Below are 17,436 nucleotides of genomic sequence, written 5' to 3'. Positions count from 1 at the left end.
TGGTTGGCCGGGCAGGTTTGTGATGGTATGTGACCGTCTTGTGATCAGTTATATGGATGAGGACGGGTTAGGGGAGTGTGTGGGATGAACGCGGGTGGTGGTGGAGGCGTATCGCGTCGCGGGGTGTTGCGGGGAGGGATGGTGGGCATCGGCGCGGGGATAGCCGGGGGCATGGGGATACCGGGTGCATGGGCGTCGCCGGCCGGGGTGCCGGACCCGACGGGCGCACTGGGGACGGGGGCGGCGGGGGAGGAGCTGGCGGACCTGCCGGCGGTGTCCAGCCGTGCGGGCATCCTGAACCACACACTCACGGTGGCGGGCGGCCACCCGGTGGTGGGAGGAAGACGGCTCGGCCTCGACGTCTACAACGGCCGATTGCCGGGCGAGATGTGGCGGGTACGGGCCGGGGACCGGATGCGGGTGCTCCTGTGCAACCGGATGGAGCCGTCCGGGGTGCCGCCCGTGTGCACGGACCAGGATGCGTCCGGCTGCCTGCCCGCACGCGAGCGTCAATCCCTGATACACGATGCAGTGACGACGAACCTGCACGTGCACGGCCTGCAGGTCTCTCCCTCCGGCGCCTCGGACAACGTGTACGTCAGCGTGCCGCCCGGAGGCAGTAGGCAGTACATCTACGACATCCCCTCCGACCAGCCGCCCGGGTTGTACTGGTACCACCCGCACCACCACGGCTCGACGACGCATCAGGGCTGGTCAGGGCTGTGCGGGCCGCTCGTGGTGGAGGGAGCGGTCGACCGGGTGCCGGAGATCGCCGACATGCGCGAACGGGTCATCGTGATCAACGCCGTGCGGGTGGACGAATACGGCGAGAACCCGACCGTGTCCGTCATGCCGACCGCCGGCGACGACCCCTTCACCATGGAGGACCCGTTCACCACCGACCCCGTCGTGCCGGCCAGAATGCTGTTCCCGCTCAACGGCGGACTGCGGCCGGTCGTGAACATCCGCCCGGGAGAAGTGCAGCGCTGGCGGGTGCTGAACGCCGCACCGCACCGGGAGATGTGGTTCCACGTGGACGGCCACACGCTGTACTGGATCGGCCAGGACGGCATCCCCTTCGCCTGCCCCCGCCAGGTCCCCTCGCTCCTGCTGGCCCCGGGCAACCGTGCCGAGTTCCTGATCCGCGGCGGAGACCCGGGCCGGCACTGCATCTACGCGGCCCCCTACCGGCAGGGCCCCGCCCGCACCGACCGCCCCGCACTCGAACTGGGCACGCTGGAGGTCTGCGGCGCCCGGGCCTCGGGCTGCATCCCGCAGCGCCTGGTGGACCCGCCGTGCATGCCCCGCCTGCCGATCGCACGCCGTCGCACGCTGGTCCTTTCCCGCGAGCGCTCGGACGTGCCGGGCGGGGGAGCCCGGTTCCTGATCGACGGTCAGGCCTTCGACATGGACCGCATCGACCAGGAGGTGGAGGCGGGAACGGTCGAGGAGTGGCGCCTGGTGAACCGGGACGACTTCCAGCACCCGATGCACTTCCACGTCAACCCGTTCCAGGTGGTCGACGTCAAGGGCATCCCCGCGGGCGACACCTCCTGGCAGACGGACCCCACGCTGTGGTGGGACACCTATCGCCTGCCACCGGGAGGCGAGGTGACGCTGCGGATGTACTTCCGCCCCGACGCGACGGGCAAGACGGTCTTCCACTGCCACGTCCTGCCGCACGAGGACAGCGGCACGATGGGCACGCTGCTGATCTCCCCGCCGGGGGCACACGGCCGCGCGTCCACCGGGGCGTAGCCTCTGCCGGGGCTTCGGCGGACTGTCGTGATCAGCCCTCGTAGTCTTCGCACGCCCTGGTGAACGGCACGTCCGGGTCGGCCGACTGACGGACCGTCGCCCTGCTCACGCCCGCGTCCCGTATCTCCGCCAGCACGAGCCGTGCGATATTTCCTGCCCGGACATATTTTTGTGTCAACTCGCCTCCGAAATCGGCCACTTGCAGGGGACCGGCGAGCGAGGACGAACCAACCGCCGCAGTCCCGGCGAATAATCCGAGCCGGGCTGCCGTCCCTGCTGCTAGGCTGACGCCGAATTTGATCACGCTTCGAGGAGACCGGACATGGTGGTGGAAGACGACATCTCCGGGTGATGCCCGGACCCGGCGGGCCACCGGCCGGTGCGTGCAAGCACCGCTGTCGTGGCTGCTCTGTCGTCCCCCTTTTCCCTTGTTTGTCACCGAGGCAGAAGCGTCATGCCTGCCTCCCTCCTCACGAGGTCACCTCCATGTCCGACGCCTCCGTCGTCTGCTCGAACCTGTCCTTCACCTGGCCCGACGACACTCCCGTCTTCCAGGACCTGTCCTTCGCCCTCGGCTCCGGCCGCACCGGTCTCGTGGCGCCCAACGGCGCGGGCAAGAGCACCCTGCTCAAGCTCATCGCCGGTGACCTGCGACCGGGCACCGGGTCGGTCGCCGTGGGCGGCACCCTCGGCTACCTCCCGCAGAGCCTCCCCCTGACCGACGACCTCACCGTCTCCGAGGTCCTGGGCATCGCCGCGATCATCCAGGCCATCGACGCCGTGGAGTCGGGGGACGTCGACGAGAAGCACTTCACCACCATCGGCGACGACTGGGACATCGAGGAACGCACCCGCGGCCAGCTGGACCGCCTGGGTCTGGGCCACCTCACCCTCGACCGCACCCTGAACACTCTCAGCGGCGGCCAGGTGGTCTCCCTCGGACTCGCCGCCCAACTGCTCAAGCGGCCCGACGTGCTGCTGCTCGACGAGCCCACCAACAACCTCGACCTCGACGCCCGGCACAAGCTCTACGACGTACTGGCGACCTACACCGGCTGCCTGCTGCTGGTCAGCCACGACCGCGCACTGCTCGACCGCATGGAACGCATCGCCGAGCTCGACCGCGGCGAACTCCGCTTCCACGGCGGCAACTTCACCGCGTACGAGGAGGCCGTCCGAGCCGAGCAGGAGGTCGCCGAGAAGAACGTCCGCAACGCCGAGCAGGAACTGAAGCGGGAGAAGCGGGAGATGCAGCTGGCCCGCGAACGCGCCGAGCGCCGGCAGAGCAACGCCGCCCGCAACCTGAAGAACGCCGGCCTGCCCCGCATCTTCGCCGGCAACATGAAGCGCGGCGCGCAGGAGTCCGCCGGACGGGCCGGCCAGATGCACGCCGGCCGGGTCACCGAGGCGAAGGCCCGGCTGGACGAGGCCGGGCGCACCCTGCGCGAGGAGCAGCGCATCGCGCTGGACCTGCCCGACACCACCGTGCCCGCCGGACGCACCCTGTTCCTCGGCGAACAGCTCCGCGTCCGGCTCGGCGACAAGGAGGTGTTCACCGGTGACGGCGCCGACCTGACGATCCGGGGCCCGGAACGCATGGCGCTGACAGGTTCCAACGGCGCCGGGAAGAGCACCCTGCTGCGCCTGCTCAACGGCGATCTGCCCCCGCACAGTGGCGGGGTCAAGCGGGCCGACGGGCGCATCGCCTACCTCTCGCAGCGCCTCGACCTGCTGGATGAGGACCGTACGGTTGCCGAGAACTTCGCCGAGTACGCCCCGCAGCGGCCGGAGGCCGAGCGGATGAACCTGCTCGCCCGGTTCCTCTTCCGCGGCGCCCGCGCACACCTGCCCGTCGGGGTGCTCTCCGGCGGCGAGCGGCTGCGCGCCACCCTGGCCTGCGTCCTGTGCGCGGAACCGGCCCCGCACCTGCTGCTCCTGGACGAACCGACGAACAACCTCGACCTGGTCAGCGCGGGCCAGCTGGAGAGCGCTCTGAACTCCTACCAGGGGGCTTTCGTGGTGGTCAGCCACGACGAGCGGTTCCTGCGGGAGATCGGAGTGAACCGGTGGCTGCGGCTGTCCGACGGCGAGTTGAAGGAGACGGGGGCGCCCGAGGTGTGACGGGTCCGACCCGCGGGAGGGCTACCGCTGTGGGGCAGCCCGGCGCAGATGGCGGCTCACGTCGCCGACCAGGGTGATGCGGACCCGTCGCTCCACGAAGTGCCACTGCCCGTCACGGCGTTCGAAGCGGTCGTGGTAGCGGCCGCCGGCGATGGGCTGCAGCGGCAGTTCGGGCAGGGCCTGCAACACGGTGACGTACGAACGCGAGACCGCCGTGCCCGCCTGTTCGTCGACCTCGATGGCAACGTTGGTGGTGACGTGCTGGGTTCGCGGCGTGCCGTCGGCGTAGACGATCAGCGTGTCCCGGAACATCTTCTCGATCGCGTCGCCTCCGATCACCGGCTCGCCGCTGCCGGTGAAGGTGGCGTCGGCGAGAAGGGCACCGAGCCCTGCGAAATCACCGTCGTCCACGAGCTCGGCGTACCGTGCGATCAGGTTCTCGACGGCCCGGTGGCTCGGCACCGGATCGGCGGGCATGCGGGTGGATGCGGACATGGTCCTCCCCAAGCAAGACGGGCGGCGGCGACAACCAGGCCTGCACATCGGCCGGTTGTGACACGTAGCCTGCCATGCCGGTGACGGGCAGCTCCGGTCGGCCGGCGAAAACCCTTGGCGCGCCGCCTTTCCCCACCCCTACCCCTACAGTGATCGTCGTCCAGGTGCGAAGGCAGGACCTACCGCCCACCGCTGACCGGACCCTCACCGCGCACCGCGCGCTGATGGCCGTGCCCGTTGCGAAACGCCGCGCCCTGGTCACCGGGCCCGACGGCGCCGAGCGGCTGGCGGAGGCGGGCATGACCCGGGAGGCGCTGGCGGGATGGCTGCAGGGCCCGGTGGACGCGGCGGCCTGGGAGGCCGTCATCCCCTCCATGGGCACCATGGCCCTGGTGCGCAACCTGCGGAACCTCGACGAGGTCGGCGTCTGTGACGACCTCGCCCGGCAGGCGGCCGCCCGGATCGCGGACCCGGCGGAGGTCGCGCGGTCCCGGCAGTTCCCCTTCCGGTACCTGGCCGCGTACCGGCACGCGCATTCAGCAGGCCCAGGGCAGTCGTCGGGCCTCGATTTCCGCGTCGCCGACGAGGGCGTCGATCAGGGATGAAGGGCCTGCAACTTTGGTGCCCCACAAGTCGTAGTCGGTGTAGACGATCCAGGAGCGGTCCTCGGGCCAGAGATTGGAAGGGGAGAAGTCCGGCTCGTCGATGTCGTACAGCGCCCGGGCGTCGCCCAGCCTGCCGGTGAGGACATGGCGGTGGGCGAACTCCTCGGCCGTCATGGCCCGCGGGTGGTGGATGAGTGGGTTGTAGTAGGCCAGGCAGCGCGTGTCCGGGCCGGCTGGGCTGTGTTCGAGCAGGAGGTCGGTCAGCCGGTTCCACGACGGGCGGTCGAGACTGCCTTCCGCCGGGAGGTGCAGGGAGACGGGCCAGCTGCCGTCCTCCAGGCGCCCGTCGGGCGCACTGCGATACGACGGCAACAGCCCCTCGACAACGACCGGTTCGCCGGTCCGGTGCGCGAGCTCGGCCCAACGCAGCCGACGCCACCCGGGCCCCGGATGCTCGGCGCGCCCGAGCTCGCCGCCGGTGACGATCCCTGCTTCGAGGCCGACACTGCCGACGGCGTCGGGTTCGGCCGTGCCGTCCGCCAGGCGGACCTGGTGCGCCTGGTGGTGGGAGACGGAGTCCGGCCACTGCCCGTGCTCGTACATGGCGTGCAGGACCCAGGCCGCGTCCGGCATTCCGGGCGGGGGATATCCGGTCAGGCCGTCGTCCTGGCACAGCTCGGCCGACCAGCCGGCCTCGGAGGCCGGTGCGACGCGCCACAGGGCGGATATCTCAGGCATACGCCCCATCGTGTCATGGCCGAGGGCTCGGCCTCCCGCCGACTGTTACGCAACGGTCATGACCTGATAGTGAACGCGAATTGGATGATCGGGCTCTCTCGGGGCGTATCGAAACCTTTCGGAGAAGAGCCACCGCCATGATGCGTGCCCGGTCCACCACCGCCGTTCCGTTCACCCGTGCCGAGCGTCGCCGTCTGCGCGCGATCCGGCTGTCCGCCGTCACAGGCGCCGGCCTGCTCCTGCTCACGGCCTGCGGCAGCGGAGACGGAGGCGACAACAAGGCCGCGGGGAAAGCCGGGGCGGCACATCAGCAAGCGGCGGCCCCGGCGGCAGCCGCGCCGAAGAAGGTGACCGCCGGCCCCTTGCTGGACTTCGACCTGACTCCGGGAGCAGGAAAGAAGGTGGGCACCGGACAGCCGGTGTCGCTGGAGTTCTACGAGCCGGTGAAGAACAAGGCGGCCGTGGAGAAGGCGCTGACCGTCACCGCGTCGAACGCCACCGAGGGCTCCTGGGGCTGGGTGACCACCACGGCGGGGCGGGACCGGCTGGACTGGCGGCCGAAGAATCCCTGGAAGCCGAACACCGATGTCACGGTCAAGGGCACGTTGACCACGGTCGACCCGGGTGGCGCGCACTTCGAGCGCGACATCGACCGGACGTTCACGGTGGGACGGGACCAGCAGCTGACCGCCGACCTGGACACCCACCGGCTGATCGTCGAGCAGGACGGCAAGCAGGTGAAGTCCATACCCATGTCCGGCGGCGAGCCCGTCACAGGACGTGCGTCACGACGTGGCACGTTCGCCATCAAGTCCCAGGAACGCACCGTCCACATGACGTCTGCGTCCGTCGGCGGTCCGAAGAAGTACGACGTGACGGTGAACTGGGGCATGCGCTTCAGCGATTCGGGCGGCTTCCTCCACCAGGCCACGGACGACGCGCAGCAGTACGTCGGCAACACCAACCACAGCGCGGGCTGCATCGGCATGACCCCCGAGGACGCCCAGTGGCTCTTCGAGAACACGCTCCTCGGAGACCTGGTCACGGTCAAGGGCGAGGAGGCCACCGGCGAGCTGGGCGGCCCCGGCAACGGCTACGCCGACTGGAGCGTCTCCTATGACCAGTGGAAGGCGAAGAGCGCGGCCAGGTGAGGGGGGCCAGGCCGTAGCCGGACCCCTGCCCGGATGCCCGGATCTCAGCGCAGCACGCTCTCGATGAAGTCGCTGCTGAGCCGGGCCACGGTCGTCAGGTTCAACTCGTGCAGGACGTACCGGCCGCGCCGCTGTGCCGTCAGCAGGCCTGCCTTCTTCAGGACCGTCAGGTGCCGGGATATCTCCGGTGCGGTCATGCCGTGCGCGTCCGCCAACTCGCTTGTGGTGTAGGGCCCGCGGGAAAGATGACGGCAGAGCCGGATCCGCACCGGGTGGGCCAGGGCCTCCATGCGCCGGGACAGATCCTGCACGGAGGAGCGGGTGGCCGGACCGGGTGCCGTGATCGGGTAGTGGATCACCGGCTGCCAGCCGGGTCTGTGCACCACCATCACGTGAGGGCGCCCCAGGCTGGTCGGTACCAGTGTGAGACGGCCGGACGTGGTGGCGGTGCGCCCGTCGACGAGTTTGTCGACGGTGATGCGCTCGGTCGCCTTGTCGTACGCGATGGCCTGCGACGCCGCGGCCAGCGCCTGGCCCAGGCCCTTGTGCCTGAGCAGCTCGTTCTTGTGCCGGGCGTCCGTCGCCAGCTCCGTGCGCAGCCGGGCCCAGGTGTCGGCGAAGAATGCCTCGTCGCACTCCTCGAGGAGCTGCCGGAACCAGACGCGGATGGCCGGCGGGTCGTCGAGCAGCCGCTGTGTGAAGTGCACCTGCTGCGGGCCGCGGGAGGCTGCGAGCTCCAGAGCACGCCTGCGCGTGGTGCCGTCGCCGAACAGGTCCGGGGTGCCGGCGGTGCCGTAGGACAGCTCGCAGGTGAACCCCAGGGCGGCGGTCACGAACTGGAGGTCGGTGAGCCGGTCGAGGTGGTCCAGCTCGTCGGCGAGGGTGCTGCCCGGCAGTCCGGCGGTGCCGGGCAGCCCGGCGAACGGCAGGAAGAGGTCCGAGATGGCGTTGCGCCACATGAACTCCGCCTCGCAGAGCCGGTCGGCGAGGCGGGGAGCGAGTGCCGTGGCGGTGGCGCACGCCCAGCCCTGCTGCCCCGGGTGATGTCCGGACGCGACCATGACATGCAGGGCCATGCCCAGCTCCGCCAGGGGGGACGGCGCGGCGGAGATCCGCTCGTGCGACAGGCTGCTGATGTCGATGATCACGCTCACCCCTCTATCGTGCCCCATCCGTCTGACAGCACCTCCGACGATCCGGAAGTGCTGCGGCGCGAACCTGCCGGGGGCACCGGCAGCGAGGCAGCTGCCCTGCGGCGGGCCGTCGTCCCCTTCAGCCACTGTGAGCAGACCGCCGCCACCGCTCTGCCCTGCTCCTCAGGGGTGCGTCCTCGGGCCTCCGACTGGCCGCGGCGGAGCAGAATAATCAAGAGAAAAATCGTGAATCTCAATATTGTTGGGTTGTCTACTTGAGAATCTCAAGGTAGACATGAAGTGCAGGCAAGTCGCCGAGAGTTAAGGAACCGAGGATGGACTGGCAGGACCTGACGGACCTGACGCGTGGTCGGCCGTTCGCGGTCGAGCGGGTTCGCCTCGTCGAGAGCGGCGTCGCGATCGAGGGGCGGTTCGAGCCGCCGCAGCTGGCTCAGCTCGGCATCGACGACCAGATCTTCGTCGCCGCGTTCGTCCGGGCGCACGGATCCATCAAGGAGATGGAGCGGATCTTCGGGGTGAGCTACCCGACGATCAAGTCCCGGCTGAAGCGGATCGCCGAGCACCTCGATTTCGTCGATGTCGGCCCGGCACCCACGAGCGCCGCCGACATCGTCGACCGCCTGCGCCGGGGAGAGATCAGCGCCGAGGACGCCCTGGCCGAGCTGGAGCCGGACCGGTGATCCCGCAGCTGGTGACGGTGCACGTGCGCCCCTGCAGCGGTCGCCGGGTGCGGATGTACATCCCCGTCGTGCCGGTGGCGCTGATCCTCTCGCCGCTGCTGGTGCTCGCCGTGCTGGGCGGGTGCATCGCATGTCTCGTCTTCCGGATCAACCCGGGAGGCGCGCTGCGCGGCGCCGGACAGGTGCTGTGGGCGCTGCCCGGCACCCGGTTCGAGATGGAGCAGGGCCGGACAGTCGCGCTGGTCAGCATCAGGTAGCCCAGAGAAACGGGAGCACACGCATGAACGAGCAGAGCCGCCAGATCCTGGAGATGCTGGCCGAAGGAAAGATCACCGTGGACGAGGCCGAGCGGCTGATCGAAGCGCTCCGGCGCGAGCAGCCCGGGACGCCGCCGGGAACGGCCTCCCGCCCGAAGGCCCGCCCGAAGTACCTGCGCGTGGTGATGGACGCCGAGGACGGCACCGGCGGGGACGGCCGCACCCGGCTCAACGTCCGTATCCCGTTGCAACTGCTGCGCGCCGGCGTCCGGCTCACCACCCTGATTCCACCGGCGGCCATCACCAAAGTCAACGCGGAGCTGGACAAGGCCGGCGTGCCGATCGACCTCGGCGAGCTCAAGCCGCAGCACCTCGATGACCTCGTCGAGCACCTTGACGACGTCGTCGTCGACCTCGACGACCCCGGCTCCAAGATGCAGGTCTACTGCGAGTGATACCGCCCCGGCTCAGGATCACGAGCCGGCGGGCCGAGACGGCCTGCCGGCCCTCCTGACCCGACGGCCGGATTCCTCCCCCGGATCCGGGTCTCCGCAAGCCCACCGTGCCCTACGCTCGGCCTACGACCTATGTGTTGGAGACGGTGGAACGGTGGAGGCCTCGTGGACCTGATTGCACCTGAACTGCTCATGGCCCTGGCCGGAGGCACCGCAGGCGCGGCAGGGGAGCAGATCTGGACATCCCTGCGGGACCTGGTCGGACGGCGGCGGTCGGGTGGAGAGCCGGGCGACCAGGGCGAGTTGACCGCCCTGGCCGAGGCGCCCGGCAACGAGAAGCGTGCCACCGAGCTGGCCGCGGTACTGGCTCTCCGTGCCCGGCAGGACCCTGCATTCGCCCAGGCTCTCGCGGCCTGGCGGCGGGAGGCCGAAGCTCTGGAGGGCCCCCGGACCGGTGCGGGGGATGTGCACAACGAGGTCTCCGGAGGCACTCAGAACACCGTCGTCCAGATGCGGGATGTTCACGGTTCCATCACCTTCGGTGGCTGACGAGGCCGGGCAATGGGACTGTTCCGGTCCGCAGACGATCGTGACCGTTCCGGAGACGCGTCGTGCCCCTGTGGTCTACTGTGACTGACGTGTCAGAACGAGTCGAACCCTGCCCGCTCGCAACGGAGTTCACTGCGGCGCTCGCTCGTCAGCAACAGCTCGCCGAGCGCCGTGAGGAGATCGTGACCAGGCTGCACGACGAGGTCGAGCGGCTGCGTCAGGGCGAGATGGAAACGGCGCTCGATCTCGTGCGCCACTCCCTGATCCGGCTTCACGACCAGATCCTGCGCCAGGCCGAACACGTCACCGGCCCGCTCGGCGTCGACGAGCTGCGTGCCCTGCTGACCGCGCTGGCCGACGAGGCGGCGGACACCGTGGCCAGGACCGGCGCAGAGCGGTACGTGCCCCGGCCCGGCGAGCCGTTCGACAGGGCGTTGCACCGTCCGGCGGGCCGCGTCGCCGCCGAAGGCCCCGAGGCGGACCGGACGGTGGTGCGCGTCGTGGCGGCCGGATTCGTCCAGGGGGAACGGGTCGTGCGCAAGGCCGACGTCGTGGTGTCCCGGTGGGAACCGGACACCCCGTAGACGTCTCCCTCTCCCGACGGGCTCACAGGGCATGACACACGCACCAGGACAAGAGGACAGACAACAGACGGGACGGGCGCAAGCGCGGGCGTCCCGGTGGCGGGAGACCGTATGGCCGTGTACGGCATCGACCTGGGGACCACCTACTCCTGCGTCGCACGGATCGACGACGTCGGCAGACCGACCGTGCTGCGCAACATCGAGGGGGCGGACACCACGCCGTCCGTCGTCTACTTCGAGAGCGCCGACAGCGTCGTCGTGGGACAGAGCGCCAAGGACGCCACCGTCCTGGACCCCGACCACGTCGTACAACTCGTCAAGCGCGACATGGGCGATGTGGTGCCGCGCGAGTTCCACGGCCGTACCTACACACCTGAGGAGATCTCCGCCCGCATCCTGCGCAAACTCGTCGACGACGCGAAGGCCACCGGCGGTGAAGAAGCGCGCGACGTGGTGATCAGCGTGCCCGCCTACTTCGGGCTCGCAGAACGGGACGCCACCCGCAAGGCCGGCGAGATCGCCGGCCTGCGCGTCCTGGACGTGGTCGCCGAGCCCATCGCGGCCGCGCTCGACTACGGGGCCCTGGAGGGGGACGAGGAGCGCGGAGACCGGTCCGTCCTCGTGTACGACCTGGGCGGCGGCACCTTCGACACCACCGTGCTCACGCTGCGCGGGCGCGAGTTGACCGTGCTGTGCACGGACGGTGCGAAGGAGCTGGGCGGCAGCGACTTCGACGACCGCATCGTGGTGCACCTGGTGGAACGGTTCCGCGAGCGCTTCCCGGACGCCGACGACCCGCTGTCCGACCCCCAGTCCGAGACGCAGCTGCGCAAGGACGCCGAGGAGGCGAAGAAGGCGCTGTCGTTCCGCGAGCGCTACACCGTCCGCGTCATGCACCAGGGCAGGGTCGAAGCGGTGGAGCTGACCCGGGGACTGGTCGAGGAGCTGACCCGCGACCTGCTCGACCGCACCGTCGACATCACCCGCCGCACCGTCGAACTGGCCGCGGAGCGCGGGGTGTCGTCCTTCGACGATGTGCTGCTCGTCGGCGGCGCCACCAAGATGCCCGCCGTCGCCGCCGCCCTGCGCACCCAGTTCGGCTTCGAACCCCGGCTGCACAACCCCGACCTCGCGGTGGCCCGCGGCGCCGCGTTCTACGCCCTCGACCGGGCCGCGTACATGCTGTCCAGCGGCGAGCCCGCCGACGGACGGGCACCGGACGTACCGGAGACCGGCCTCGCCCACCGCCCCTACGACATCTCCACCGTCGCCTCGCGCGGTTACGGCATCAAGGTCACGGACATCGACACCGGCCGGGAGTACGTGACCCACCTCGTGCACGCCAACGACGTCCTGCCGGCGTCGGTGACCGACGACTTCTACACCCTCCGTGACGGCCAGCGGCAGGTCCGGATCCAGGTGATGGAACAGGCGGGTGCGGTGGAGTCGGACGAGCCGGAGCACAACACCGCCGTCGCGCAGGGGACGTTGAAGATCCCGGCCGGCAAACCCGCGCGCTGGCCCTTCCAGTGCGTGTTCACCCTCGACGCCTCAGGGCTCCTCGCCGTCGTCGCCACGGAGCGGGAGTCCGGCGAGCAGATCGAGATCTCCGTTCAGATCGGAGGCCTGTCACAGGAGGCGGTCGACGAGGCGCGGGTCACGATGAGCCGCCAACGGATCGGCTGATCGCCGTCAGGACGGGGGAACACGCTCGTGGCGTTCGACGAGTCGCGATACCGGCGCGAGGTGCTCGACGCCGGGCTGCCCGTGACCGAGGACCTGCGCACGCGCTACCAGCTGCCGCGGAACCTCGACGGGACCGCGGTCGCCGAGGCGGTCGCCGCGGTCCGCGCCTGCTGGCGCCGGAGCCGGGCCCGGCTCAAGTACCGTGCCGTGATCGAGCAGTTGGAGGCCGGATACCTCTCCCACCGGCCGCTGCTGGACGCGGCCGCCGCCGGGGACCCGGGGCCGCTGCGGGCCGCCCTCGAAGCGCACGGCCGACGTGCCGAGTCCGGGCGGGCCCGGCTGCGCGCGGTCCTGGGGGAGGCGGCAGGCGGGCTCGGCATGCTCGCCGAGAGCACGGTCGCGGAGATCGCCGCAGCCCACCGGGTCCGCGAGGACCAGGTACGGGAGCTGCTGCCCGCCCTCGGGCTGCGGATCGCCGAGCCCGACCCGCTGCCGCGGTCGGTGCCGCACCCCGCGTATGCGCGCTGCGCCGGCCACCTGGAGGTCCTGGGGCTGCGACACCTCGGCGACTTCCTCGCGACGGGCACGCCCGGAGGGCGTTCCGGAGAGCCCTTGCACGTCTTCGGCGTGCTCCCGGCCGGTCCGTCGACCGTCGAGGCGGCGGCGCAGCGCTGGGGCCGGCTGCCGCACGGCGCCGCGCACACGGCGGCCCAGGCCGTGGTCGCCGCCGTCCGCGGCGTGCTGACCGGGCAGGGGCCGGAGGGACTCGCCCGGATCCTGCTCTATGAGCTGGCGACGCCGCTGCGGAGGCGGTATGCCGCCCGCGCGACCCCGGCCACGCTTCTCGCCCACGCGGTGGAAGAACTGTCCGTCGCCGAGGACGACGCCCGGCGACTGGTGTTCGCGGTGCTGCACGAGACGGCCGGGGATCCGGTGTCGGACCGGCTGCGCCGCCTGGTCGCGGACGGGCGGCTCGCCGAGGCGGCGGCCGTGGCGGACCGGTTGCCGCCGGGCTCGCTCGCCGAGGACGTCCACGCACTCGTCGATCACGTGCGCGGGCAACTCGCCGAGGCGCGCAGCCTGGTCGACCGCGCGCGCGGACTGCCGCCGGCCGAGGCCGACCGCGCCTGGGACCTGCTGGAACAGGCGGAGGCCGCAGTCCGTGATCTGCCGGGTGCCGACGCCGTGCGCCGCGGCCTCGCGGTCGCCCCCGTGTCCGGCCTCACCGCGACCCACGACGGCCCGGGCGTCACGGTCCGGTGGCGGCCCTCGCAGGCCACGGCCGGCGAGCCCGAGTACGTGCTGCTGCGCACCGAGCGGCGCCCGCCGCGCGACGCAGCCGACGGCACGCTGCTGCCGCTGGCGTCGCCGCGTGTCACGTCCTGCACGGACGGCACACCGCCGGCCTGCGTCCCGCTGTACTACGCGGTCGCCGTGCGCCGTGCCGCCGAACCCGGCAGCGCGCCCTCGCCGCTCGTGGTGAGCGGGCCCGTCGTGCACTGGCCCGAGGTCACCGACGTCCGCCTGCGCCCCCAGGACCGGCGGATCACCGCCGACTGGACCTGCCCGGACCGTGCCCGGTCCGTCGAGGTCGTGCGCACCGCGCCCGACGGCGAGGAGGTGTCGGTCGCCGCCCGCCGCGACGGCTTCACGGACGGCGGGCTCGCCAACGGCACGACGTACGGCTATCGCATCCGCGTCGTCTACCGCACCGACGACGGACCGGCCGTGCGCACGGCGGGCATCCGGCGCACTGCCACGCCGCTCGCACCGCCCGAGCCGGTCACCGGCCTGGACATCCGCCTCGTGGACGGCGGCTTCTCGGCGCACTTCGACCCGCTGCCGGGCGGCGAGGTGCGCCTGTACGGCTTCGACGACGTGCCCCCGTGGCCGGCCGGCACCCGGCTGCGCGCGGCGGAGCTCCCCGGCCCCGGGCGTCCGATCACGGCCCGGCACACCCCGGACGGGCTGCAGTTCGTGCCGCCGGACCGGCCCACCATGGTGCTCGCGGTCACGATCGTCGGAGAAGACGCCGTCGTAGGAGCACACGCCGCCACCGCGCCTGCGCTCGGCAACCCCACACTCATCCGGCACGGCGGCACGGGCGTGGCCGTCGTCTTCGACTGGCCGCCGGACGGCGCCCACGAGGTCGAGGTCACGTGGCGGATCACCGGCGAGCCGGGCAGCCGGCGCCGAGCCGTCACCCGCTCCGCCTACCGGCACGAGGGGGGCCTGCGGCTGCCGGTCCCCGACGGCGCCGGGGTGGAGGTCGAGGTGCGGCCGGTCGCCCTGCTCGGAGGGCAGCCCGTCCACGGCCGGCCGAGCACGACGGGGCTGCCACCGCGCGCCGAGGCCGACTACCGGCTGGAGCAGCACGGCCTGCCCGGACGTCGCACGGTCACCGCCGTGTTCACGGCCCGCGCCACCGTACGAGCCGAACGACTGCTGCTGGTGCGGTCGCACGGCCCGGTCTGGCCGCTGGAGCCCGACGACGGGGACGTCCTCGCAGAAGCCGTCGACGTCACGCTCGGCCCGGGGAAGGACGTGAAGCTGTCGGCACGCCTCGCCCGCGGCCCGAGCGGCTGGCTGCGCTGCTTCGCCGTCGGCGAGGCACTCGTGCTGCGCGACCCGCCGCAGCACACGCTCAAGGCCACCCGGAGGGAGCGGACGTGAGAACGCCGTGGCGCCGCACCTGGGTGTGCCCGCACTGCTTCCGGACCATCTCCCGGGCGCAGATCGCCTACGTCTGCGCGAGCCGCGCCGACTGCGCCGAGGACCGGGGCCTCGCGACCGCCGACCCCCGGGCCGGTTCCGCGGTGTGCGGCACCTGCGGCCGTACCACCACCCGGCTGCGGTGCACCAGTTGCACAGGGCGGCTGCCGGAAGGCTATCTCCGCACCCCCGGCAAGCTGGTCGCGCTCGCCGGGCCGGTCAGTTCCGGCAAGAGCACCTACATCGGCGTCCTGGTGCACGAACTGCTGCACCGCCTCGGCGCCGAACTCGACGCCGCGCTGCTCCCGTGCGACGACGACACGATGGCCGACTACCACGAACGGTACGAACGGCACCTGTACGAGGAACAGCACACCGTCCCCAAGACCGCCGAGCACGACGCCGGCCGGCCCCTCGTGCACCGCCTCAGCCGCACGCGTCGGGGCCGCTTCGGACGCACCCGCAAGCAGGTGCTGACCCTGGTCTTCCTCGACACCGCAGGTGAGCACTTCGCCTCGCGGGACCGCATGGAGACCCAGCTGCGCTACTTCGCCGCGGCCGACGCCGTCGTCGTCCTCGTCGACCCGCAGGACCTGCCCGGAGCACCGGTGAAGGACGGCGACGGGGTGCCGGGCCGGTCGGGCGAGGTGCTCGCCCGGGTGCTGGGCCACCTGGGCGGTGGCGGGAAGGTGACCGTGCCGGTCGCGGTCGCCCTCACCAAGGCCGACCTCTTGTGGCCGCACCTGCCGGACAACTCCGTGCTGCACCGCACCCGCTGCCCCGGCCCCGTCTTCGACGCCGACGACAGGGCCGCCGTCCACGCCGAGCTGCGGGCCCTGCTGCGGCGCTGGCAGGAACACCAACTCGACGCGCGACTCGAACAGTTCTGCGCCGACTACCAGCTGTTCGCGCTGTCCACGCTCGGCACCGCGCCCCGGCAGGGCGGCGGCCTCGGACTCGGCGGCGTCGTACGCCCGCACCGGGCCGAGGACCCCCTGATGTGGCTGCTGCACCGCTTCGGCGCCCTCGACCGTGGACGGGGATGACGCGTATGGCAGGACAGGCGCACTACACCTCCGCCCCGCCGTCGACCGACGCACCCCACGGGGGCTTCCGCTTCACCGCGGTCTCCCCGACGGCCCGCCCCGCACTCGACGTCCTGCGCCCGCTGACGGGATACGCGCGGCCTCCGGGGCGGGACCGGCACCACCCCTTCCCCGTGGCCTTCGCCCACGACCGGCCGGACGACGACGCGGTCGTGCTGACCCGCACCGTCTTCACCGGCCAGGACTACAGCGGCCGTTGGGGCAACCACTTCTGTCACGCCTGGTACGCCACCCCCGACGAACTGGCCGGGCTGCGCCCCGTCGAGCTCTGGGACAGCCCCGACTGGGCCCCGGCGCCGACGTGCGACGACGACCGTGGCCTGCCCGACCTCGCCCAGCTCGTTCCCGGCAGCGCCGTCGGGCCCGGCCGTGTGACCCGTCTGCTGGCCGGCACCGGCGCTCCCGGCGTCCGCCTCCTGGAGCGGCTGCTCACCGTGGTCCTGCGGGCGCTGGCAGGGGAGGGCCCCGGTGCCACCCTGGTCTCCGCGGACCCCGACCGTGTCGTCGACTGGATGGCCGCCGCCTCCTACCCCCTGCCCGTCGGCCTGGCCGCCCGCCTGACGTTCACCACGTACACCGCCCGGCCGCAGGACGACCACCACCATCTGACCGGGACCCGGCCGGAGAACGGGGAAGGGGTGACGGGCCCCGTGTTCCACCTCGACCGGCTGACCGGTGACGAATGCCCGGAGCCCGGCCCGGCGGCACGGTTCCTGGCAGGGGCGTTGGGGAGCGGACGCCTCGACGTCCTGGACACCGTCGCCGAACTGTGGGACGCGGGCCCCGCGGACGATGCCGGCGCAGGCGTACGGCGGTTGCGGGCCGCGTGCGCCCTGCTCGCGCCGGACACCGACGCCGAGGCCTTCGCAGGCGACGGCTCCCCGCTCGTGGGCTTCGTACGAGGCGTGGCGGAGCTGCGGCCGCAGGAGGCGGGACTGGCACCCGGGCGTCTCCGGGACGCAGCCGCGCGTCATCTCGCCGACGGGACGGCACCGCTCGGCGATGTACGTGCCGCGCTCGCCCCGCTGCCCGAGCCGTACCGGCCGGCCGTTCTCGCCGGGCTGCTCAGCGCCCTCGAAGCCTCCGCCGAACTACGCACTGCCACCTTGGACATGCAGGCGTGCGCCTCTCTCGCCGCCCTCGTGGAGGAAACGCCGGACCTGCTCGCCGCCGGCCCGGCCACCGCGCTGCACGTACTGCGCCGGGCACCGGGGGAGCCGCGGCCGGCCGCGCTGCGGATCCTGCGGCTGTTCCGGCAGGGGCTGTGGGAGGAGGCAGAGACCTACGAGGCACTGCGCGATCTGGCGCGCGCCGAGGAACCGGAACCGGAACGGGCGCCACGGCTGCTGTGGCGGCGCGGTCCGGCCCGGGAGAAGGAGTGAGCC

The 17,436-nt window shown here is 71.9% G+C and carries 16 protein-coding genes and 1 pseudogene; 13 read left to right on the top strand and 4 right to left on the bottom strand.

Features of this window, described 5'->3' with window-relative positions:
- The first annotated feature begins 138 nt into the window (after positions 1-138).
- Positions 139-1,758 carry a multicopper oxidase family protein gene (locus ACMATS_RS00720; RefSeq protein ID WP_414166452.1) on the top strand — a complete coding sequence of 540 codons (1,620 nt, stop codon included), beginning with the start codon at positions 139-141 and terminating at the stop codon, positions 1,756-1,758.
- Positions 1,759-1,789: 31 nt separating this feature from the next.
- Here the strand turns inward: ACMATS_RS00720 and ACMATS_RS00715 are convergent, their stop codons facing one another.
- Complete coding sequence (locus ACMATS_RS00715; protein WP_414166451.1) at positions 1,790-2,062, bottom strand: hypothetical protein; 273 nt, start codon at positions 2,060-2,062, stop codon at positions 1,790-1,792.
- 182 nt (positions 2,063-2,244) lie between these two features.
- Here ACMATS_RS00715 and abc-f point away from each other — a divergent pair, with 182 nt between their 5' ends.
- Entirely contained in the window at positions 2,245-3,879 is a 1,635-nt protein-coding gene (gene abc-f / locus ACMATS_RS00710) for a ribosomal protection-like ABC-F family protein (protein WP_414166450.1), read from the top strand.
- A gap of 21 nt (positions 3,880-3,900) precedes the next feature.
- On the opposite strand, the gene ACMATS_RS00705 is transcribed toward abc-f, so the two are convergent.
- Positions 3,901-4,374 carry a nuclear transport factor 2 family protein gene (locus ACMATS_RS00705; protein WP_390780937.1) on the bottom strand — a complete coding sequence of 158 codons (474 nt, stop codon included), beginning with the start codon at positions 4,372-4,374 and terminating at the stop codon, positions 3,901-3,903.
- Between the two features lie 179 nt (positions 4,375-4,553).
- On the opposite strand from ACMATS_RS00705, the pseudogene ACMATS_RS00700 reads away from it, so the two are divergent.
- Positions 4,554-4,913, top strand: a pseudogene (locus ACMATS_RS00700) (TROVE domain-containing protein); the annotation flags it as partial.
- On the opposite strand, the gene ACMATS_RS00695 reads toward ACMATS_RS00700, so the two are convergent.
- The gene (locus ACMATS_RS00695; protein ID WP_414166449.1) at positions 4,911-5,717 is read right to left on the bottom strand and encodes a hypothetical protein; all 807 of its coding nucleotides are present in this window, start codon (positions 5,715-5,717) and stop codon (positions 4,911-4,913) included. The pseudogene ACMATS_RS00700 and the gene ACMATS_RS00695 sit on opposite strands and share 3 nt — an antisense overlap.
- A gap of 137 nt (positions 5,718-5,854) precedes the next feature.
- On the opposite strand from ACMATS_RS00695, the gene ACMATS_RS00690 reads away from it, so the two are divergent.
- Positions 5,855-6,868: a L,D-transpeptidase gene (locus tag ACMATS_RS00690; RefSeq protein WP_414166448.1), complete on the top strand. Its 1,014-nt coding sequence runs from the start codon at positions 5,855-5,857 to the stop codon at positions 6,866-6,868.
- 44 nt (positions 6,869-6,912) lie between these two features.
- On the opposite strand, the gene ACMATS_RS00685 is transcribed toward ACMATS_RS00690, so the two are convergent.
- Positions 6,913-8,022 (bottom strand): DUF5937 family protein, encoded by a 1,110-nt coding sequence (locus ACMATS_RS00685; RefSeq protein WP_414166447.1) that lies wholly within the window; start codon positions 8,020-8,022, stop codon positions 6,913-6,915.
- 314 nt (positions 8,023-8,336) lie between these two features.
- Here ACMATS_RS00685 and ACMATS_RS00680 point away from each other — a divergent pair, with 314 nt between their 5' ends.
- The 9 genes from ACMATS_RS00680 (at position 8,337) to ACMATS_RS00640 (ending at position 17,433) form a co-directional block, all read left to right on the top strand.
- A complete protein-coding gene (locus ACMATS_RS00680; RefSeq protein WP_390780941.1) occupies positions 8,337-8,702 on the top strand; it encodes a DUF2089 domain-containing protein in 366 nt (121 codons plus the stop codon).
- Complete coding sequence (locus ACMATS_RS00675) at positions 8,699-8,959, top strand: hypothetical protein (RefSeq protein ID WP_414166446.1); 261 nt, start codon at positions 8,699-8,701, stop codon at positions 8,957-8,959. Before ACMATS_RS00680 ends, ACMATS_RS00675 begins: the two co-directional genes overlap by 4 nt.
- A 23-nt stretch (positions 8,960-8,982) precedes the next feature.
- On the top strand, positions 8,983-9,414 hold the full coding sequence (locus ACMATS_RS00670) for an SHOCT-like domain-containing protein (protein ID WP_414166445.1): 432 nt from the start codon (positions 8,983-8,985) through the stop codon (positions 9,412-9,414).
- Between the two features lie 165 nt (positions 9,415-9,579).
- A complete protein-coding gene (locus ACMATS_RS00665) occupies positions 9,580-9,963 on the top strand; it encodes a hypothetical protein (RefSeq protein WP_414166444.1) in 384 nt (127 codons plus the stop codon).
- 89 nt (positions 9,964-10,052) lie between these two features.
- Positions 10,053-10,547 carry a nucleotide exchange factor GrpE gene (locus ACMATS_RS00660; protein WP_414166443.1) on the top strand — a complete coding sequence of 165 codons (495 nt, stop codon included), beginning with the start codon at positions 10,053-10,055 and terminating at the stop codon, positions 10,545-10,547.
- A 111-nt stretch (positions 10,548-10,658) separates the two neighbouring features.
- A complete protein-coding gene (locus tag ACMATS_RS00655; protein ID WP_390780946.1) occupies positions 10,659-12,233 on the top strand; it encodes an Hsp70 family protein in 1,575 nt (524 codons plus the stop codon).
- 27 nt (positions 12,234-12,260) lie between these two features.
- Complete coding sequence (locus tag ACMATS_RS00650) at positions 12,261-14,906, top strand: hypothetical protein (RefSeq protein ID WP_414166442.1); 2,646 nt, start codon at positions 12,261-12,263, stop codon at positions 14,904-14,906.
- Positions 14,903-15,991 carry a TRAFAC clade GTPase domain-containing protein gene (locus tag ACMATS_RS00645; protein ID WP_414166441.1) on the top strand — a complete coding sequence of 363 codons (1,089 nt, stop codon included), beginning with the start codon at positions 14,903-14,905 and terminating at the stop codon, positions 15,989-15,991. The genes ACMATS_RS00650 and ACMATS_RS00645 overlap by 4 nt, the downstream gene beginning before the upstream one ends.
- Positions 15,988-17,433, top strand: a complete 1,446-nt coding sequence (locus tag ACMATS_RS00640) for a hypothetical protein (RefSeq protein WP_414166440.1) — start codon at positions 15,988-15,990, stop codon at positions 17,431-17,433. The genes ACMATS_RS00645 and ACMATS_RS00640 overlap by 4 nt, the downstream gene beginning before the upstream one ends.
- The last annotated feature ends 3 nt before the right edge of the window (positions 17,434-17,436 follow it).

Source organism: Streptoverticillium reticulum (assembly GCF_047456005.1).
Taxonomy (GTDB): Bacteria; Actinomycetota; Actinomycetes; order Streptomycetales; family Streptomycetaceae; genus Streptomyces; species Streptomyces reticulum.
The sequence above is the reverse complement of the archived record's forward strand: the minus strand, read 5'-3'. Positions and strand labels throughout refer to the sequence as shown.